Here is a 16,340-nt window from a genome sequence, read left to right as displayed (position 1 = left end):
GGCCAGCCTTCATGAGCTCTCTCAGCAGCACGCCAACGCCACCACCGGCCCGGGGCGATGACCCCCGGGGCGCGGAACGGAGCGGCATCGGCATCGGCATGATCGGTTACGGCTTCATGGGAGCGGCCCACTCCCAGGGCTGGCGCAACGCCCGCAGCTTCTTCGACCCCCCGCTGCGTCCGCGTTTCGCCGCCCTCGGAGGCCGCAACCGGGACGCCGCCGGCCACCTCGCCGACCGGTTCGACTGGCCCGTCGTCGAGACGGACTGGCGCGCGCTCATCGCCCGCGACGATGTCGGCATCGTCGACATCTGCACCCCGGGCGACACCCACGCGGAGATCGCGATCGCCGCGCTGGAAGCGGGCAAGCACGTGCTGTGCGAGAAACCGCTCGCCAACTCGGTCGCCGAGGCCGAGGCGATGGCGGCGGCGGCGGAGACGGCCCGCGCCCGCGGGATCCGTTCGATGCTGGGCTTCACCTACCGGCGGGTCCCCGCCCTCACCCTGGCCCGCCGCCTCGTCGCGGAGGGCCGGATCGGCGAACTGCGCCACGTACGGGCCCGGTACCTCCAGGACTGGCTGGGCGACCCCGCCGCCCCGTACACCTGGCGGATGTCGCGCGAGCGGGCCGGGTCCGGCGCGCTGGGCGACATCGGGGCGCACGCCGTGGACATCACCCAGTACGTCACGGGTGAGTGGATCACCGGGGTCTCCGGGCTCACCGAGACGTTCGTGCGCGAACGCCCGCTCGCGGACGGCAGCGGCGGCACGGGGCAGGTCACCGTGGACGACGCGGCCGTCTTCACCGCGCGGCTGGGTGGCGGGGCGCTCGCCTCGTTCGAGGCGACCCGGTACGCCACGGGCCGCAAGAACGCGCTGCGGCTCGAACTCAACGGCACCCGCGGGAGCCTGGCGTTCGACCTGGAGGACCTCAACGTCCTGCACTTCCACGACGCCACCGCCGACACCCTCACCCAGGGCTTCACCCGGATCCTCGTCACCGAGGCCGAACACCCCTACCTCGACGCCTGGTGGCCGCCCGGCCACGGCCTGGGCTACGAGCACGCCTTCGCCCACCAGTCCGTCGACCTGCTGACCGCCATCGCCGAAGGCACCGACCCCGAACCGTCCTTCGCGGACGGCCTGCGGGTGCAGCGCCTGCTGGCGGCGGTGGAGGAGAGCGCCGCGGGCAACGGCGTCTGGACCGCCGTCCCCACCCCCTGACGCTCGCCCCGTCCCCCCACTCCCACCCCGTAGGCCACCCCCCAACCCCCAGGAGCCGTCATGTGCTACGGATTCGACGGAGACAGAACGCTCACCCAGTCACTGGCCGCGCGCGGCATGGGCCGCCGCTCGATGCTGCGCGGCGCGGCCGTCGCGCTCGGCGCCGGCGCGCTGGCCGCCGGCGGTGCCGCCACCGCGCTCGCGGCGAGCCCGGCCGCGACCGTGCAGGGCGGTCCCGGCCACGGCAACGGCCGCAAGCCGCTGGTCCCCCCGGGCCAGATCAGCATCCAGCTCTACACGCTGCGCGACTCGCTGGGCGGTGAGCCCGGGTACGACGCGACGCTGCGCGAGCTGTCCCGCATCGGCTACAACAAGGTCGAGCAGGCGGGCTACCACGGCCGGACCGCCCGTGAACTGCGCCGCTTCCACGACCGTCTCGGCATCCGCACCACCTCCAGCCACGAGGGCATCAGCGAGACCGACGAGGCGCTGCGCACGAAGATCGACAACGCCCGGATCCTGGGCCAGAAGTACATGAACGTGCCCTACCTGGCCTCCTCCAACGCCGCTGACTGGCAGCGTTGGGCGGAGCGGATGAACGTCGAGGCGCGCGCCGCCTGCCGCTCCGGGATCCGCTACGGGTACCACAACCACGCCCACGAGTTCACCACCGACCTGGGCCGCGGCCGTACCCCCTGGGACATCCTGACCGCCGAACTCGACCCGCGCTACGTCCACCTGGAGATCGACCTCTACTGGACGGTGACCGCCGCCGTCGAGCTGGGCGAGCGCGACGTGGAGGGCTTCTCGCTGGACGTAATCCGGGCCGCCCCGCAGAGCGTGCTCCAGTACCACGTCAAGGACCGCAGTGCCACCGACGGCGACACCTCCGACCTGGGCACCGGGATCATCGACTTCCCGAGGATCTTCAAGGCGCACCAGGTCAAGGAGTACATCGTGGAGAACGACCGCCCCGATGTGACGCCGATCGAGACCGCGCGCGTCGGCTACGGCTACCTGCGCCGCAAGTAGCCGCGCGCGACGGCCCCGGGCGGCACGCCCGGAGCCTGACCCGTACCACCCCACGTGCTCCTGGCGGCGGCCGGATGACCGCCGCCGGGAAGCCGTGCTGTCCGACGGCACGGACAGCACGGGCTTGGAACCGCCGGCCCACTCCGCAAGTCACTGCACCAATTGGGGATGCAATGCGAAGAAAAAAGACCCTGACCGCCTGGGTGGCGGTGATGGCGGCCGCTCTGCTGAGCGTACCCGCCGCGGCGACCGCCCATGACGGCGCGCACCCGGAGCCCAACCCCCCGGCCCCGACCTCCGAGTTCCAGAAGGTCACCCTCAACGACAGCCCGGGCGAGCCGATCGACCTGGCGGTCCTCCCGGACGGCCGCGTGCTGCACACCACCCGTGGCGGGGAGGTGTGGCTCAACAACCCGTGGAACGGGCTCAACACCCTGGCCGCCCAGCTCGACGTGTACACCCACGACGAGGAGGGCCTGCAGAGCGTCGCCATCGACCCCGGCTTCAACGGGATCACCAACCGCTGGGTGTACCTCTACTACGCGCCTCCGCTGGACACCCCCGCCGATGACCCGGCGACCCCGGACGTCAACGAGGGCGACGCGCCCATCACCGGCACCCCCGAGGACTTCGCGCCGTTCGAGGGCGTCAGCCGCCTCTCCCGCTTCCAGCTGCGCGGCAACACCCTGGACCTGAGCACCGAGCAGCAGATCATCGAGGTCGAGGCCGACCGGGGCATCTGCTGCCACGTCGGCGGCGACATCGTCTTCGACCGGGCGGGCAACCTGTACCTGTCCACCGGCGACGACACCAACCCGTTCGACTCGGCCGGCTACACGCCGATCGACGAGCGCGCGGACCGCAACCCGGCCTACGACGCGCAGCGCACCTCCGCCAACACCAACGACCTGCGCGGCAAGGTGCTGCGCATCAAGGTCAACCGGGACGGCTCGTACTCCATCCCGCGCGGCAACCTGTTCAAGCCCGGGACGGAGAACGCCCGGCCCGAGATCTATCTGATGGGGCTGCGCAACCCGTTCCGGATCGAGATCGACCCGCGCGACGACACCCTGTTCGTCGCCGACTACTCGCCGGACGCCCGGGTGGACAACCCGCAGCGCGGCCCGGCCGGCACCGGCAAGTGGGTCGCCGCGCGGCAGGCCGGCAACCACGGCTGGCCGTACTGTGTCTCGCCCGACATGCCGTACGTGGAGTACGACTTCGCGACCGGTGTCTCCGGGGAGCCCTTCGACTGCGCCGCGCCGGTGAACGACTCGCCGCGCAACACCGGGCTGCGCGAGCTGCCCCCGGTGGAGCCGGCGCAGCTGCTGTACGGGTATGACCAGGAGGACGCGTTCCCGGAGCTGGGCGCGGGCGGCATCGGCCCGATGGCCGGCCCGGTGTACGAGTACAACCGGATCACCGCCAACCTGCCGGGGTCGCGGGCCTGGCCGAAGGAGTACGCGGGCAAGCCGCTGTTCTTCGAGTTCACCCGCGACAAGATCTGGGGCCTGACCCTGGACCGGAACGCCGACATCAGCCACGTCGAGGACGTGGTGGCCGGCATGCCGTTCTCCGCGCTGATGGACATGGAGTTCGGCCCGGACGGCGCGCTGTACGTCCTTGAGTACGGCAAGGGCTTCTTCAGCGAGAACCCCGAGGCCCAGCTGGCGCGGATCGACTACATCGGCAAGAACGGCAACCACACCCCGGTGCCGGTCGCCTCGGCCGACGTGACGAACGGGCACGCGCCGCTGACGGTCAACTTCTCCAGCGAGGGGACGTCCGACGCGGAGGGCGACAAGCTCCTGTACGCCTGGGACTTCAACAACGACGGCAAGATCGACTCGCGCAAGAAGAACCCGTCCTTCACCTACAAGAAGAACGGCACGTACACCGCCTCGCTGCGGGTGACGGACATCGGCGGGCGTGACCGGGGACGGTCGGCGAACGCCGAGGTCAAGATCGTGATCGGGAACGAGGCGCCGGAGGTCAGCTTCGTCAAGCCGGTCACGGGCGGCTCCTTCTGGTTCGGGGACGCCATCGAGTTCGAGGTGACGGTCACCGACGACCAGCCGGTGGACTGCGCCCGGGTCACGGTCAGTTACATCCTGGGCCATGACGACCACGGTCACCCGATGACCACGGCGCGCGGCTGCAAGGGGACCATCACCACCGGCACCGACGACTCGCACGACCCCGATCACGACAACCTCAAGGGTGTCTTCGTGGCGAGTTACACCGACCCCGGCGTGGACGGGCTGCCTCCGCTCACCGGTACGGCCGAGGTCACGCTCAATCCGGTACGTCCGTGACCGATCTGGGAATGATCGTCACTGAACAGGACTGACCGGTATTGACCGGAGATTGACCGGGTGGCCCCGGCCCATGGGACGACGGGCCGGGGCCACCCGGGCGGAACCACTGACCAGGAGGTCTGCACATGTCACCGTCACCGCTCACCCCACGCATCGGGGCGTGGTTCATCGGCGCCAGGGGATCGGTGGCGACCACCGCCACGGTCGGCACCCTCGCGCTGCGCGCCGGGCTCGGAACGCCGGACGGCTGCGTGAGCGAACTGCCCGAGGTGGCGGCGGCCGGGCTGCCCGCCCTCACCGGCATCATCACCGGCGGCCACGAGGTGGGCGAGGGCTCCCTGCCCAAGCGCGCCGAGGAACTCGCGGCCGGCGGCGTCTTCCCCACCGCCCTGGCGCGCGCGCTGTGCGCCGAACTCGCCGAGGCCGACGACCGGATACGCCCCGGCGCGGGCCCCGGCGGCGAGACCCAGCGGGCGGCGGCCGACCGGATCCAGGAGGACCTGCGGGCGTTCCGCGACCGGCACGGCCTGGACGAGGTCGTCGTCGTGGACGTCTCCAGCACCGAACCGCCCGCCCCCGACACCCCCGAACTGCACAGCCTGGACCTGCTGGAGGCCGCCCTGGACCGGGGCGAGTCCCCGCTGCCCACCAGCTCCCTGTACGCGTACGCCGCCTTCCGGGCCGGCTGCCCCGTGGTCGCGTTCACCCCCAGCCCCGGCCCCAAGCTGCCCGCGCTCGGCGAACTCGCCCTGCGCGAGGGCCTGCCGTGGGCCGGCTCCGACGGCAAGACCGGCGAGACGCTGCTGAAGTCCGCGCTGGCCCCGATGTTCGCCCACCGGGCACTGGCCGTACGGTCCTGGGCCTCCGTCAACCTGCTCGGCGGTGGCGACGGCCGCACCCTCGCCGACCCCGAGGCGGCACAGAGCAAGCTGCGCACCAAGGGCCAGGGCCTGGAGGCGATCCTGGGCCACCCGGTCGACGGCCCGATGCACATCGACTACGTCGCCGACCTCGGCGACTGGAAGACCGCCTGGGACCACGTCTCCTTCGAGGGCTTCCTCGGCACCCGCATGTCCCTCCAGTTCACCTGGAACGGCTGCGACTCGGCACTGGCCGCACCCCTCGTCCTGGACCTGGTGCGGCTCGCCGCCCGGGCCCGCGAGGCGGGCGAGGCCGGCCCGCTGCCCGCACTCGGCTTCTTCTTCAAGGACCCGGCCGGCACCGCGGAACACGACCTCGGCCGGCAGTGGCAGGCGCTGACCGACTGGTGCACGGCACTGGGGGCCCGCGCGTGAAGCCGCGCGACGCCGCCGAACTCGTCCGGCTGCCCGCCGCCCTGACCGTCCCCGGCGACAGCCTGGCCGGCGCGGCGGCCGCCCGCTGGCCGTACGGCGGCCGCACCTGGGCCGCACCCGCCGCGTCCGTCTGCCTCTACCTGGCGGGCATGGCCCTCAACGACTTCGCCGACGCCGACCTGGACGCCGTCGAACGCCCCGAACGGCCCATCCCCTCCGGGCGGGTGGACGCCTTCGAGGCCCTCGGCCTGGCCGCCGCCCTCACCGGCGCCGGCCTCACCCTGTCGGCGGTCGCCGGCGGCAAGCGGGCCCTGCGGGTCGCGATCCCGCTGACCGCCACCATTTGGACCTACGACCTGTGGGCACAGCGCACCGCCGCCGGACCCGCCGTCATGGCGCTGGCCCGCGGCCTGGACGTGCTGCTGGGAGCGGGCGGCGACCCGCGCCGCGCCGCCCTGCCCGCGCTGGCGATCGCCGCCCACACGGCGGGCGTCACCACGCTCAGCCGCGGCGAGGTGCACGGCGCCACCCCGGCCACCGCCACCGCCGCCCTGGCCGCGACCGGAACCGCGGCGGCGGCCACCGCCACCGCCACCGCCCTGGCCGGACCGCGCCGCCGCTCCCGGGACCGCTGGGCGGTCGCCGCATCGCTGGCCGGCTACGCGGCGACCGTCGGCCGCGCCCAGCTCGCCGCGCTGCGCACCCCCGGCGACGCCGGCACCGTACGCGCCGCGACCGGCACCGGCGTCCGCGGCGTCACCGGCCTGCAATCCGCACTGCTGGCGGCGGCGGGCGCCCCCGTGGTGGCGGGCGCGCTCACCGCGCTGGGCGGGCTGGCCCGCATCGCCTCCCGAAAGGTGTCCCCCACATGACGACCCCCGCACCGCTGCGCTACGGCTACGGCACCAACGGCTTCGCCAACCACCGCCTCGAAGACGCCCTGGAGGTGATCGCGGACCTGGGGTACGACGGGGTGGCACTGACCCTGGACCACCACCACCTGGACCCGTTCGCCCCCCGGCTGGCCGCCCGCACCCAGGAAGTGGCCCGCCGCCTGGACCGGCTCGGCCTGTCGGTGGTCATCGAGACCGGCGCCCGCTACCTCATGGACCCCCGGCACAAGCACGAGCCCACCCTCGTGTCCACCCAGGGCCGCGACCGGCGCGTGGAATACCTCGACCTGGCCGTACGGGTGGCCGCCGACCTCGGCGCGCAGGCCGTCTCCTTCTGGTCCGGCATCCTGCCCGAGGACACCACGCCGCAGGAGGGCTGGGAACGGATCACCAAGGGCACGGCCCAGGTCCTGGCCACGGCCGAGGAGCACGGGGTGCTCTGCGCGGTGGAGCCCGAACCCGGCATGTTCCTCGACACCCTGGCCGGCGTCACCGCACTGCGCCGCCGCCTCGGCGACCCGCCGGGCCTGCGCCACACCATCGACATCGGCCACACCGTGTGCAACGAACCGGCCGACACCGCCACCTGCGTACGCTCCGTCGGCCCGCTGCTGGCCAACGTCCAGGCGGACGACATGCGCCCGGGCGTCCACGACCACCTGGAGTTCGGCGAGGGCGACATCGACCTGCCGGCGACGCTGGCGGCGCTGCGCGAGGTCGGGTACCGGGGCCTGGTCGCGGTCGAACTCCCGCGCCACGCCCACGCCGCCCCCACCGTGGCCGCCCGCGCCCTGGCGGCCCTGCGCGCGGCGGAGGCGACGCTGTGACGCACGGGAGCCACGCCCCGCTCGCCCTCGTCTTCCCCGCCGTGGCCAGAAAGGTCGGCCGCGCGCGGGCGGAGGAGACCCGGATCGCGCTGCTGAAGGACGCGGCACGGGCCGGCACGCTCACCGACACCGAACTGAGCGAGCTGTACGACTTCGGCGACACCGACGAGAAGCACGCGATCCTGCGGGCCCTGGGCGAGCCCGAACTCCTGGGCCGCCCGGGCCTGCTGCCGCTCGTCGAGGACGCGCTGCGCACCAACGACCCGCGCCTGGTGGCGGCGGCCATGGGCGGCTACGCGACCCGGCACCTGCCGGACTCCCCCTGGCGGCACGGCGTACTGAAGTGCCTGTTCATGGAGGTGCCGCTGGACGCCGTCGCCGGCTGGGAGCGCCGCGCCGACGCTGAACTGGCCCGGATGACCCGCGCCTTCGTGGCCGAACGGGCGGCGGCGGGCCGGGCGATCCCGGACGACGCCATACGACTGACGGAACGGAACGCCGACTGATGCGCATCTTCGACCCCCACATCCACATGACGTCCCGCACGACCGACGACTACCAGGCGATGTACGAGGCGGGGGTGCGCGCCGTCACCGAACCGGCGTTCTGGCTGGGCCAGCCCCGTACGACGGTGGGCTCCTTCCGCGACTACTTCGACACGCTGGTGGGCTGGGAACGCTTCCGCGCCGCCCAGTTCGGCATCCGGCACCACTGCACCATCGCGCTGAACCCGAAAGAGGCCAACGACCCCCGGCTGGCCGGCGTCCTTGACCTGCTGCCGCGCTACCTCGTGAAGGACGGCGTGGTGGCGGTGGGCGAGACGGGCTTCGACGCGATGACGGAGGCGGAGGAGAAGGTCCTCATCCACCACCTGGACCTCGCCCGCGAACACGGCCTGCCCGTCCTCGTGCACACCCCGCACCGCGACAAGGCGGAAGGCACCCGCCGCACCCTGGAACTGGTGGCGGCCTCCGGACTGCCGCCCGGGATGGTGCTGATCGACCACCTGAACGAGGTGACGGTGGGCCTGGTCGCGGACAGCGGCTGCTGGATGGGCTTCTCCATCTACCCCGACACCAAGATGGACGAGGGCCGGATGACCGCTGTGCTGAAGGAGTACGGCACCGAGCGGATGATCGTGAACTCGGCCGCCGACTGGGGCCGCAGCGACCCGCTGAAGACGGCGAAGACCGGCGCCGCCATGCGGGCGGCCGGGTTCACCGAGGACGACGTCGACAAGGTGCTGTGGCGCAACCCGGTGGAGTTCTACGCCCAGAGCGGCCGGCTGCTGCTGGACGAGGACGAGGACGTCGCCGGGGCCGCCACCTGGGAGGGCAACTCGATCCTGCGCGGAGAACGCAAGGACCAGGCCCCGGCGGCGGGCGGGGCAGCGGGCGGCGACGGGGAGACGGCATGAGGTTCCGGCACCCCGACGGCACGACCGTCCACCTCGCGTACTGCACCAACGTCCACCCCGCCGAGGACCTGGCCGGCGTCCACCGCCAACTGGAGGTGTACGGGGCCGCGGTGCGCGCCCGGCTGGGCGTCCCCAGCCTCTCCCTGGGCCTGTGGCTCCCCGCCCCGCTGGCCCGCAACCTGGCCCGGAACGCGGCGGACCTGTCCGCCCTGCGCGGCGAACTGGCCCGGCACGGCCTGGAAACGGTGACGCTCAACGCCTTCCCCTACCGCGGCTTCCACGCCCCGGTGGTCAAACAGGCGGTCTACCACCCCGACTGGACGCAGGAGGACCGCCTCGCCTACACGCTGGACTGCGCCCGGGTGCTGGCCGCCCTCCTCCCGGACGACGCGGCGCGCGGCAGCGTCTCCACCGTTCCGCTGGCCTGGCGCACCCCCTGGGACCCCGCGAGCGCGGCCCGCGCCCGGCTCCAGCTGGACCGGCTCGCGGACGGCCTGGCGAAGATCGAGGCGGAGACCGGCCGCACCATCCGGGTGGCGTTCGAACCGGAACCCGGCTGCGTCGTGGAGACGACGGAGCAGGCCGCGCGGCAACTGTCCGGCGTCGACACCCACCGCCTGGGCGTCTGCCTGGACCTGTGCCATCTGGCGGTGGCCTTCGAGAACCCCGACCGGGCCATCGGGAACCTCGCCGGGGCCGGCCTGCCGATCGTCAAGGCCCAGGTGTCGGCCGCCCTCGAAGCGGCCGACCCCGCCGACCCGGCCACCGCCGCGGCACTGTCGCGCTACACCGAGGAACGCTTCCTCCACCAGGTCCGCGACGCGTGGGGCGGATCGACCGACGACCTCCCCGAGGCGCTCGACTCCCTGCCCACCGGCTCGCCGTGGCGCGTCCACTTCCACGCCCCCCTGCACCGCCGCCCCGAACCCCCGCTGACCTCGACCACCGGCCACCTGCGCTCGACCCTCACGACACTGCTGGGCGGCCCCAGGGCACTGACCGACCACCTGGAGGTCGAGACGTACACCTGGTCCGTCCTGCCCGAACACCACCGCCCGACGACGGAGGCGGAGCTGGCCGACGGCCTGGCCGCCGAACTGAACTGGACCGCACAAGCGCTGCACGAAGTGGGAGTCGTCGACCGATGAGCCGCAACCGCATCCTCCTGTTGAACGTGGTGGGCCTCACCCCCCGCCTGCTGGCCCACGCCCCGAACCTGCGCGCCGTGGCGGACGCCGGCTGGCAGGCGGAACTCACTCCGGTGCTGCCGGCCGTGACCTGTTCCGTACAGTCCTCGATGCTGACCGGCCTCCCGCCGTCCGGACACGGCATCGTCGGCAACGGCTGGTACTTCCGCGACCAGGGCGAGATCCACCTGTGGCGCCAGCACAACCGCCTGGTCGGCGGCGAGAAGATCTGGGACGCCGCCCGCAGGACCGACCCCGGCTACCGGGTGGCCAACGTCTGCTGGTGGTACGCGATGGGCGCCGACACCGACTGGACGGTGACCCCGCGCCCCGTCTACCACGCCGACGGCCGCAAATCGCCCGACTGCTACACCAGGCCGCCCGAGCTGCACGACGAACTGACCGAGGAACTGGGCCCGTTCCCCCTCTTCCACTACTGGGGACCGACCGCCTCGATCCGCTCCAGCGCATGGATCGTCGCCTCCACCCGCCGCCTGATGCCGCGCGCCGACCTGACCCTGTCCTACGTCCCGCACCTGGACTACGACCTGCAGCGCTACGGCCCCGACAGCCCGCAGGCGATCCGCGCCGTCCAGGACGTGGACCGGATCCTGGCCCCCCTGCTGCGGGACGCGCGCGAGAGCCGGACCACCGTCGTGGTGGTGAGCGAGTACGGCATCACCAAGGCGTCCCAGCCCGTGGACATCAACCGCGCGCTGCGCCGGGCCGGTCTGCTGGAGGTCTACACCCAGGAGGGCATGGAGTACCTGGACCCCTGGACCTCCCGCGCCTTCGCCGTCGCCGACCACCAGGTGGCCCACGTCTACGTGCCGGACGCGGCCGACCTGGAGCAGGTGGCGCGGCTGTGCGCCGAACTGCCCGGCGTGGCCGAGGTGCTGACCAAGGACGAGCAGGGGAAGTACGGCCTGGACCACGAACGCTCGGGCGAACTGGTCCTGGTGGCCGAGCTGGAGGCGTGGTTCACGTACTACTACTGGCTGGACGACGCCCGCGCCCCCGACTTCGCCCGGGGCGTGGAGATCCACCGCAAACCCGGCTACGACCCGGCGGAGCTCTTCTTCGACCCGGACAACCCGCGCGCCCGCCTCCAGGCGGCGGCCGGCCTGGCCCGCAAGAAGCTGGGCCTGCGGTACGCGATGAACGTCGTCCCGATGACCGGCACCTGGGTCACCGGCACCCACGGCCGCCTCCCCACCACCCCCGAGGACGGCCCGGTCCTGCTGTGCTCGGACCCCGCCGCCGCCCGGACGGAGCTGGCGGCGACGGAGGTGAAGGACCTGGTGCTCACCCTGGCGGGCGTGGCCTGAGGGGTCGGCCCCGCAGCGGATTCCTCCGAGGGCCCCACCGTTCACGGTGGGGCCCTCGGTCCTCATGCCGCCGGCCGCCGGGTCACGGAGCCTCGGAGGCCGTCCGCGACCGCTGGATGAGTCCGCCGCCGACCTCATCACCGTCGGGCAGGTAGGCGGAGAAGTCCCCGACGGCCCAGAAGGTGCCGGTGTCGCCGGCCGGTGCCAGGTCGTGGAACGTGTAGCTCGGCCAGCGGACGTCTGTGCCGGTGGCCAGGGCACCGGCTTCCTTGGTCCAGGCGGTCCCGTCGTAGTGCCAGAACACCGGTTCCGCGAAGGCGGGCTCGGTCTGGTCCATGCCGGTGACCCACAGGCCCCCGTGGCCATCGGCGGTGATCGCGTTCAGGTAGAGGCTCGACAGGGAGCCGGTGATGTCCCGCCATGACGACCCGTCCCAGTGCACGACGGCCGGAACGGCCGGGCCCGCGTCCTCGCCTTCGGCGTATCCCGCGACGTACACGTCGTCGGGCCCGGCGACCGTGACGTGGTCGAGTTCCGTACCGGCGGGGACGGGAGGTGTGGGCAGCTGGGTCCAGCCGGTCCCGTCCCAGTGATGGACGACCGGATGGCCGGTGGTCACCGGGTACCGCATGCCGGTCGCGTAGGCGTCGTCCGGGCCCAGGGCGTCGATGTCCCTGATGACGACCTGCTCGGGAAGGGCGGTGGCCGACCACACGCCGTCCGTGTAGGTGTGCAGCGCCTCCCCGCCCGCGAAGAGCCGCCCGGGCACGGCCTTGATCGGTGCGTTCGGCCAGGAGTCCCCGACGAACGGGGGCGCGGGGGCGGTGTTCCAGCGGGTGCCGTCGTAGTGCGCCAGCACCGGGTCCCGCACGAGCGTGCCGAAGGCCCACACGTCGTCCTCGGCGACCGCGCTGACCGACGACCACTGCCACACCCGGGGCAGCCCGGGGGTGGTGTCCTCGCTCCAGCCCGCCCCGTCCCAGCGCAGGACGACGCCGCGCGTGTCCTTGCTGCCGGCCGCCCATGCGGTGTTCTCGCCGGCGGAGGTGACCGAGTACACGGACGCGATCGGGGAGTTCCCGGAGAAGGAGATCTCCCAACGGGTCTGGGCCGTCGATTCGTTGGCTGCGGCGCCGGTGGTGGCCAGCAGGGTGGCGGCCAGAGTCAGCGAGGTGGCCGCGGTACGCAGCAACTGGCGTCTGTGCATGGGTGATGGAGCCCTTTCACGCAGGTGAACGCGGGTAACCCCGTGAACATGCCACGGCTCACCCCGTCCCGCCAGAGCGCCTCGCGCCTTCCGCCCGCAGGCTGTGCTCAGAGTCGGGGTGTCCCCTCCGGTGCCGGGGCCGGGCCCGGCGGGGGGAGGAAGATGCCGCCGCGCAGGGCGGCCCGGGCGGTGCGGGCGCTGACCGTCAGCCAGGCCAGGACCAGGAAGGCGTACAGCGCGAGCGCCGTACCCGTGAACAGGTCCGAGCCGAGTCGCTGCGCCAGCCCGGCGGAGGCCGTCACGCAGGTGCCCACGGGGAAGGTGAAGCCCCACCAGGCCAGGGAGAACGGCAGCCCCAGCCGGGCCTGGCGCACGGTGAGCGCGGCGGCCAGCGCCAGCCACATCAGCGCGAACCCCCACACCGGCACCCCGTACAGCGGCACCGCGGCCCGCGCGGCGGCGGCGTACGGCTGCGGCAGCACCCCGGGTGCGGCGTCGGCGAGCAGATGGACGGCCGTCACCGACTGGCCCAGCGGCCCCAGCACCATCCACAGCGTGGGCACCAGGGCGGCCGGTCCGGTGCCGTGGTGCACCAGCCGCGACCACAGCTGCGGCAGCAGGATCAGCGAGGAGAACAGGCTGACGCCGAACAGCGCGCCGCACACCAGCAGCAGCGTCAGCCGGGGCTGGCCGGCCGGCAGGTGCGGGACGAGGGCGGCGCCGGTGGCGGCGGACACCATGGGCGGGACGACCGGCATCAGCCAGCCGCCGAAGGCCGCGTCCGCGGGGGCCGGGCTCCCGGTCATCGTGCGGTAGGGGACGGCCACGCAGGTCAGCAGTCCCAGCGCGGTGCCGGCCGCCCACAGCACGGCGCCGGCCCGTACCGCGACCGCGGTTCCCAGGACATCGGCGCCCAGCGCCACCGTGCCCGCCCCCACCGTCAGCAGCGCCATCGCCGGGGCGCCCCAGAAGTGGCCCATGACCGGGTGCCCGGCCAGGGCCCTGGCCCGTTCCGGGTGCCGGACCGCGTGCGCGGTCCAGGCGCCGAGCAGCGCCAGGAGCAGCAGGCAGGCCAGCGCCCACACCACGGTGGCCGCCGGGCGCAGCGCCTGGCCGCCCACGGGCAGGGCGATCGCCGCGTTGCCGACGATGCCGGTGCCCATCACGGCGGCGAACCAGTTCGGGCCCAGGTTCCGGAGGGCGTCGGCGGGCCGGTCGAGTTCGGGGAGCAGGCGGCGCGGGGGCCGGTCCTCGGGCGCGGTCGGGGTGAGCGGACGGGTGGGGGAGTCGACGGCCATGGTCTCCAGCCTGTCGTCCGGGGGCGGACGACGGTAGGGATCATTCCGGTATGAGCCCATAAACTGCTCTTATGCCCCTGCCCCGTCGCGTCAGCGACCTCGCCCCCTTCGAGCTGCTGCTCTCCGTCGCCCGGCTGGGCAGTCTGGGGGCGGCCGCCCGCGAGCACGGCATCAGCCAGCCCGCCGCCAGCTCCCGCATCCGGCAGCTGGAGCGGCGCCTGGGGCTCGGCCTGCTGGAACGCTCGCCGCGCGGCTCCCGGCTCACCGACGAGGGCGCCCTCGTCGCGGACTGGGCCAGGACCGCCACCGACGCGGCGGCGGTCCTGGAGGCGGGCATCGGCTCACTGGCCCGCGCCGAACGGGCCCGGCTGCCGGTCGCCGCCAGCCTCACCGTCGCCGAGTATCTGCTGCCGCACTGGCTCGCGCGCTTCCGCGCCGTGGCCCGGGACACCGCCGTCTCCCTCACCACCGGGAACTCCGACGACGTGGCGCGGGCGGTCCGCTCCGGCACCGCCCGCCTCGGCTTCGTCGAGGGGCCCGAGGACCCGGCCGGGCTGGTCAGCCTCACCGTGGCCCGCGACACCCTGACCGTGATCGTCCCGCCCGGTCACCCCTGGGCCCGGTACGGCGCGGACGGCGTCCCGGCCCAGGAGCTCGCCGCCACTCCGCTGATCGCCCGGGAGTCCGGCTCCGGAACGCGGCAGCATCTGGACCGGGCGCTGCACCGCCACACCGGCGCCGGGCCGGTCCCGCCGCTGCTCGAACTCTCCAGCACCACCGCCATCAAGACGGCGGTCGGCGAGGGCGTCGGCCCGGCCGTGCTCAGCTCGCTGGCCACCGCCCGGGACGCGGCGGCCGGGGCCGTGGTGCCGCTGCCGGTACGCGGTCTGGACCTCACCCGCCGGCTGCGGGCCGTCCACCGCCCCGACCGGCCCCCCGGCGACGCCGCCCGGACGCTGCTCGCCTGCGCCCGCCCGGTCCCCCGGCAGCGGGCGGGCACGGAGGGGTAGCCCGCCCCGGCCTCCTCGATTCCCCAACCAGACGGCTGAGCAAAGGAGTTGAGCCGGGGGCGGGACCCGGTGGACGGGGATACCCTGACCTCCGCCGGAGCGCCGGCCCGGCCGGTCCTGTCCGGACGGTCCGGTCCGGTCCGGGACACCCGCACCCAACCCACGGGGGGACACGACATGCCACTGGAGTTCGGACTGTGGCGGATCGACGGAAAGCCGGAACGCGTCCCCCAGCGCGTCCCCGAGCAGGCCCTGGCGCGTGAGGCCGCGCTGGAGGACCTCATCGTCGCCGACCCGGACGTCCTCGGCCGCCCCATGCTGCTCATCGGACGCCAGGTGCACACCGGCCACAACGGGTTCATCGACCTGCTCGGCATGGACGAAGAGGGCTCCCTGCACGTCCTGGAACTCAAACGCGACCGCACCCCGCGCGACGTGGTGGCCCAGGTCCTCGACTACGGCTCCTGGGTACGGGACCTCGGCAACGACGAGATCCGCGCCCTCTACGCCCACCACGCGCGCGAACTCGGCCTGCCCACCGAACTCGACGAGGCCTTCGCCGCCCGCTTCGGCGGCTCCCCGCCGGACACCCTCAACAGCACGCACACCCTCACCGTCGTGGCCGGCGAACTCGACCCCGCCACCGAACGGATCATCACCTACCTCGCCACCGGCTTCGGCGTGCCGGTGAACGTCATGTTCTTCCGCGCCTTCGAGGACGACGGCCGCTCCTACCTGGCCCGTACCTGGCTCATCGACGAACCGGAGACGGCGACCGACCCCACCGGAGGCCGCAGGACCGGCACCCGCGAACCGTGGAACGGCACCGACTGGTACGTCTCCTTCGGCGACGAGAGCGGCGGCCGCGACTGGGACGACGCGCGGCGCCACGGCTTCGTCTCGGCGGGCGGCGGCGCGTGGTTCTCCCGCACCCTGCGCGCCCTGCCGCCCGGCGCGCGGGTGTTCACCCACATCCCCAAGTCCGGGTACGTGGGCGTGGGCACCGTCACCGGCCGGGCCCGGCCCTTCGAGGAGGCCGTCCTGGACGTCGACGGCCAGGAACAGCCGCTCTCCGCACTGCCGTTGAGCGGCACGTACACCCGCCCCGCCTCCGCCGGCCCCGCCGAGGACGGCGCGGACGGCGAGGACCGGCGCGAATGGGTGGTGCCGGTCACCTGGGAGCGGACGGTCCCCCGCGAACTGGCGCTGTGGCGCACCGGGTTCTTCGCCAACCAGAACTCCGCCTGCAAGCTCCGGGCCCGCTTCACCGCCGAGGAGGTGAGCCGGCACTTCGGCCTCGGCTGA

At 73.6% G+C, this 16,340-nt stretch carries 14 protein-coding genes; 12 read left to right on the top strand and 2 right to left on the bottom strand.

Going from position 1 to position 16,340, the window contains the following annotated elements:
• The first annotated feature begins 11 nt into the window (after nt 1-11).
• From SXIM_RS12510 to SXIM_RS12465, 10 genes are all read left to right on the top strand, one after another.
• Nucleotides 12-1,223 (top strand): Gfo/Idh/MocA family protein, encoded by a 1,212-nt coding sequence (locus SXIM_RS12510; RefSeq protein ID WP_386537109.1) that lies wholly within the window; start codon nt 12-14, stop codon nt 1,221-1,223.
• A gap of 60 nt (nt 1,224-1,283) precedes the next feature.
• Nucleotides 1,284-2,255: a sugar phosphate isomerase/epimerase family protein gene (locus SXIM_RS12505; RefSeq protein ID WP_030732202.1), complete on the top strand. Its 972-nt coding sequence runs from the start codon at nt 1,284-1,286 to the stop codon at nt 2,253-2,255.
• Between the two features lie 173 nt (nt 2,256-2,428).
• The gene (locus tag SXIM_RS12500; RefSeq protein WP_046723999.1) at nt 2,429-4,570 is read left to right on the top strand and encodes a PQQ-dependent sugar dehydrogenase; all 2,142 of its coding nucleotides are present in this window, start codon (nt 2,429-2,431) and stop codon (nt 4,568-4,570) included.
• Between the two features lie 128 nt (nt 4,571-4,698).
• Entirely contained in the window at nt 4,699-5,868 is a 1,170-nt protein-coding gene (locus tag SXIM_RS12495; RefSeq protein WP_030732196.1) for an inositol-3-phosphate synthase, read from the top strand.
• A complete protein-coding gene (locus tag SXIM_RS12490) occupies nt 5,865-6,740 on the top strand; it encodes an SCO3242 family prenyltransferase (protein ID WP_030732194.1) in 876 nt (291 codons plus the stop codon). Before SXIM_RS12495 ends, SXIM_RS12490 begins: the two co-directional genes overlap by 4 nt.
• Entirely contained in the window at nt 6,737-7,588 is an 852-nt protein-coding gene (locus tag SXIM_RS12485; RefSeq protein ID WP_043177534.1) for a sugar phosphate isomerase/epimerase family protein, read from the top strand. The genes SXIM_RS12490 and SXIM_RS12485 overlap by 4 nt, the downstream gene beginning before the upstream one ends.
• Nucleotides 7,585-8,094: an EboA domain-containing protein gene (locus SXIM_RS12480; RefSeq protein WP_030732189.1), complete on the top strand. Its 510-nt coding sequence runs from the start codon at nt 7,585-7,587 to the stop codon at nt 8,092-8,094. Before SXIM_RS12485 ends, SXIM_RS12480 begins: the two co-directional genes overlap by 4 nt.
• Nucleotides 8,094-9,005, top strand: coding sequence for a TatD family hydrolase (locus tag SXIM_RS12475; protein WP_030732186.1), 912 nt, complete (start codon nt 8,094-8,096; stop codon nt 9,003-9,005). Before SXIM_RS12480 ends, SXIM_RS12475 begins: the two co-directional genes overlap by 1 nt.
• Nucleotides 9,002-10,153 carry a metabolite traffic protein EboE gene (gene eboE / locus SXIM_RS12470; RefSeq protein ID WP_046723995.1) on the top strand — a complete coding sequence of 384 codons (1,152 nt, stop codon included), beginning with the start codon at nt 9,002-9,004 and terminating at the stop codon, nt 10,151-10,153. The genes SXIM_RS12475 and eboE overlap by 4 nt, the downstream gene beginning before the upstream one ends.
• Nucleotides 10,150-11,520, top strand: coding sequence for an alkaline phosphatase family protein (locus SXIM_RS12465; RefSeq protein WP_046723993.1), 1,371 nt, complete (start codon nt 10,150-10,152; stop codon nt 11,518-11,520). Before eboE ends, SXIM_RS12465 begins: the two co-directional genes overlap by 4 nt.
• Before the next feature lie 82 nt (nt 11,521-11,602).
• On the opposite strand, the gene SXIM_RS12460 is transcribed toward SXIM_RS12465, so the two are convergent.
• Together SXIM_RS12460 and SXIM_RS12455 are read right to left on the bottom strand one after the other, a co-directional pair.
• Entirely contained in the window at nt 11,603-12,727 is a 1,125-nt protein-coding gene (locus tag SXIM_RS12460) for a hypothetical protein (protein WP_046723992.1), read from the bottom strand.
• Nucleotides 12,728-12,834: 107 nt separating this feature from the next.
• The gene (locus tag SXIM_RS12455) at nt 12,835-14,025 is read right to left on the bottom strand and encodes a TDT family transporter (RefSeq protein WP_046723991.1); all 1,191 of its coding nucleotides are present in this window, start codon (nt 14,023-14,025) and stop codon (nt 12,835-12,837) included.
• 71 nt (nt 14,026-14,096) lie between these two features.
• Between SXIM_RS12455 and SXIM_RS12450 the strand changes: the two genes are divergently transcribed.
• A complete protein-coding gene (locus SXIM_RS12450) occupies nt 14,097-15,035 on the top strand; it encodes a LysR substrate-binding domain-containing protein (protein WP_030732177.1) in 939 nt (312 codons plus the stop codon).
• A gap of 177 nt (nt 15,036-15,212) precedes the next feature.
• Nucleotides 15,213-16,340, top strand: coding sequence for an endonuclease NucS domain-containing protein (locus SXIM_RS12445; RefSeq protein WP_046725621.1), 1,128 nt, complete (start codon nt 15,213-15,215; stop codon nt 16,338-16,340).

Origin of the sequence: Streptomyces xiamenensis (assembly GCF_000993785.3) — a bacterium.
Classification (GTDB): Bacteria; Actinomycetota; Actinomycetes; order Streptomycetales; family Streptomycetaceae; genus Streptomyces; species Streptomyces xiamenensis.
Note: the sequence above shows the minus strand (reverse complement) of the source record. Positions and strands in the feature narration are given on the sequence as shown.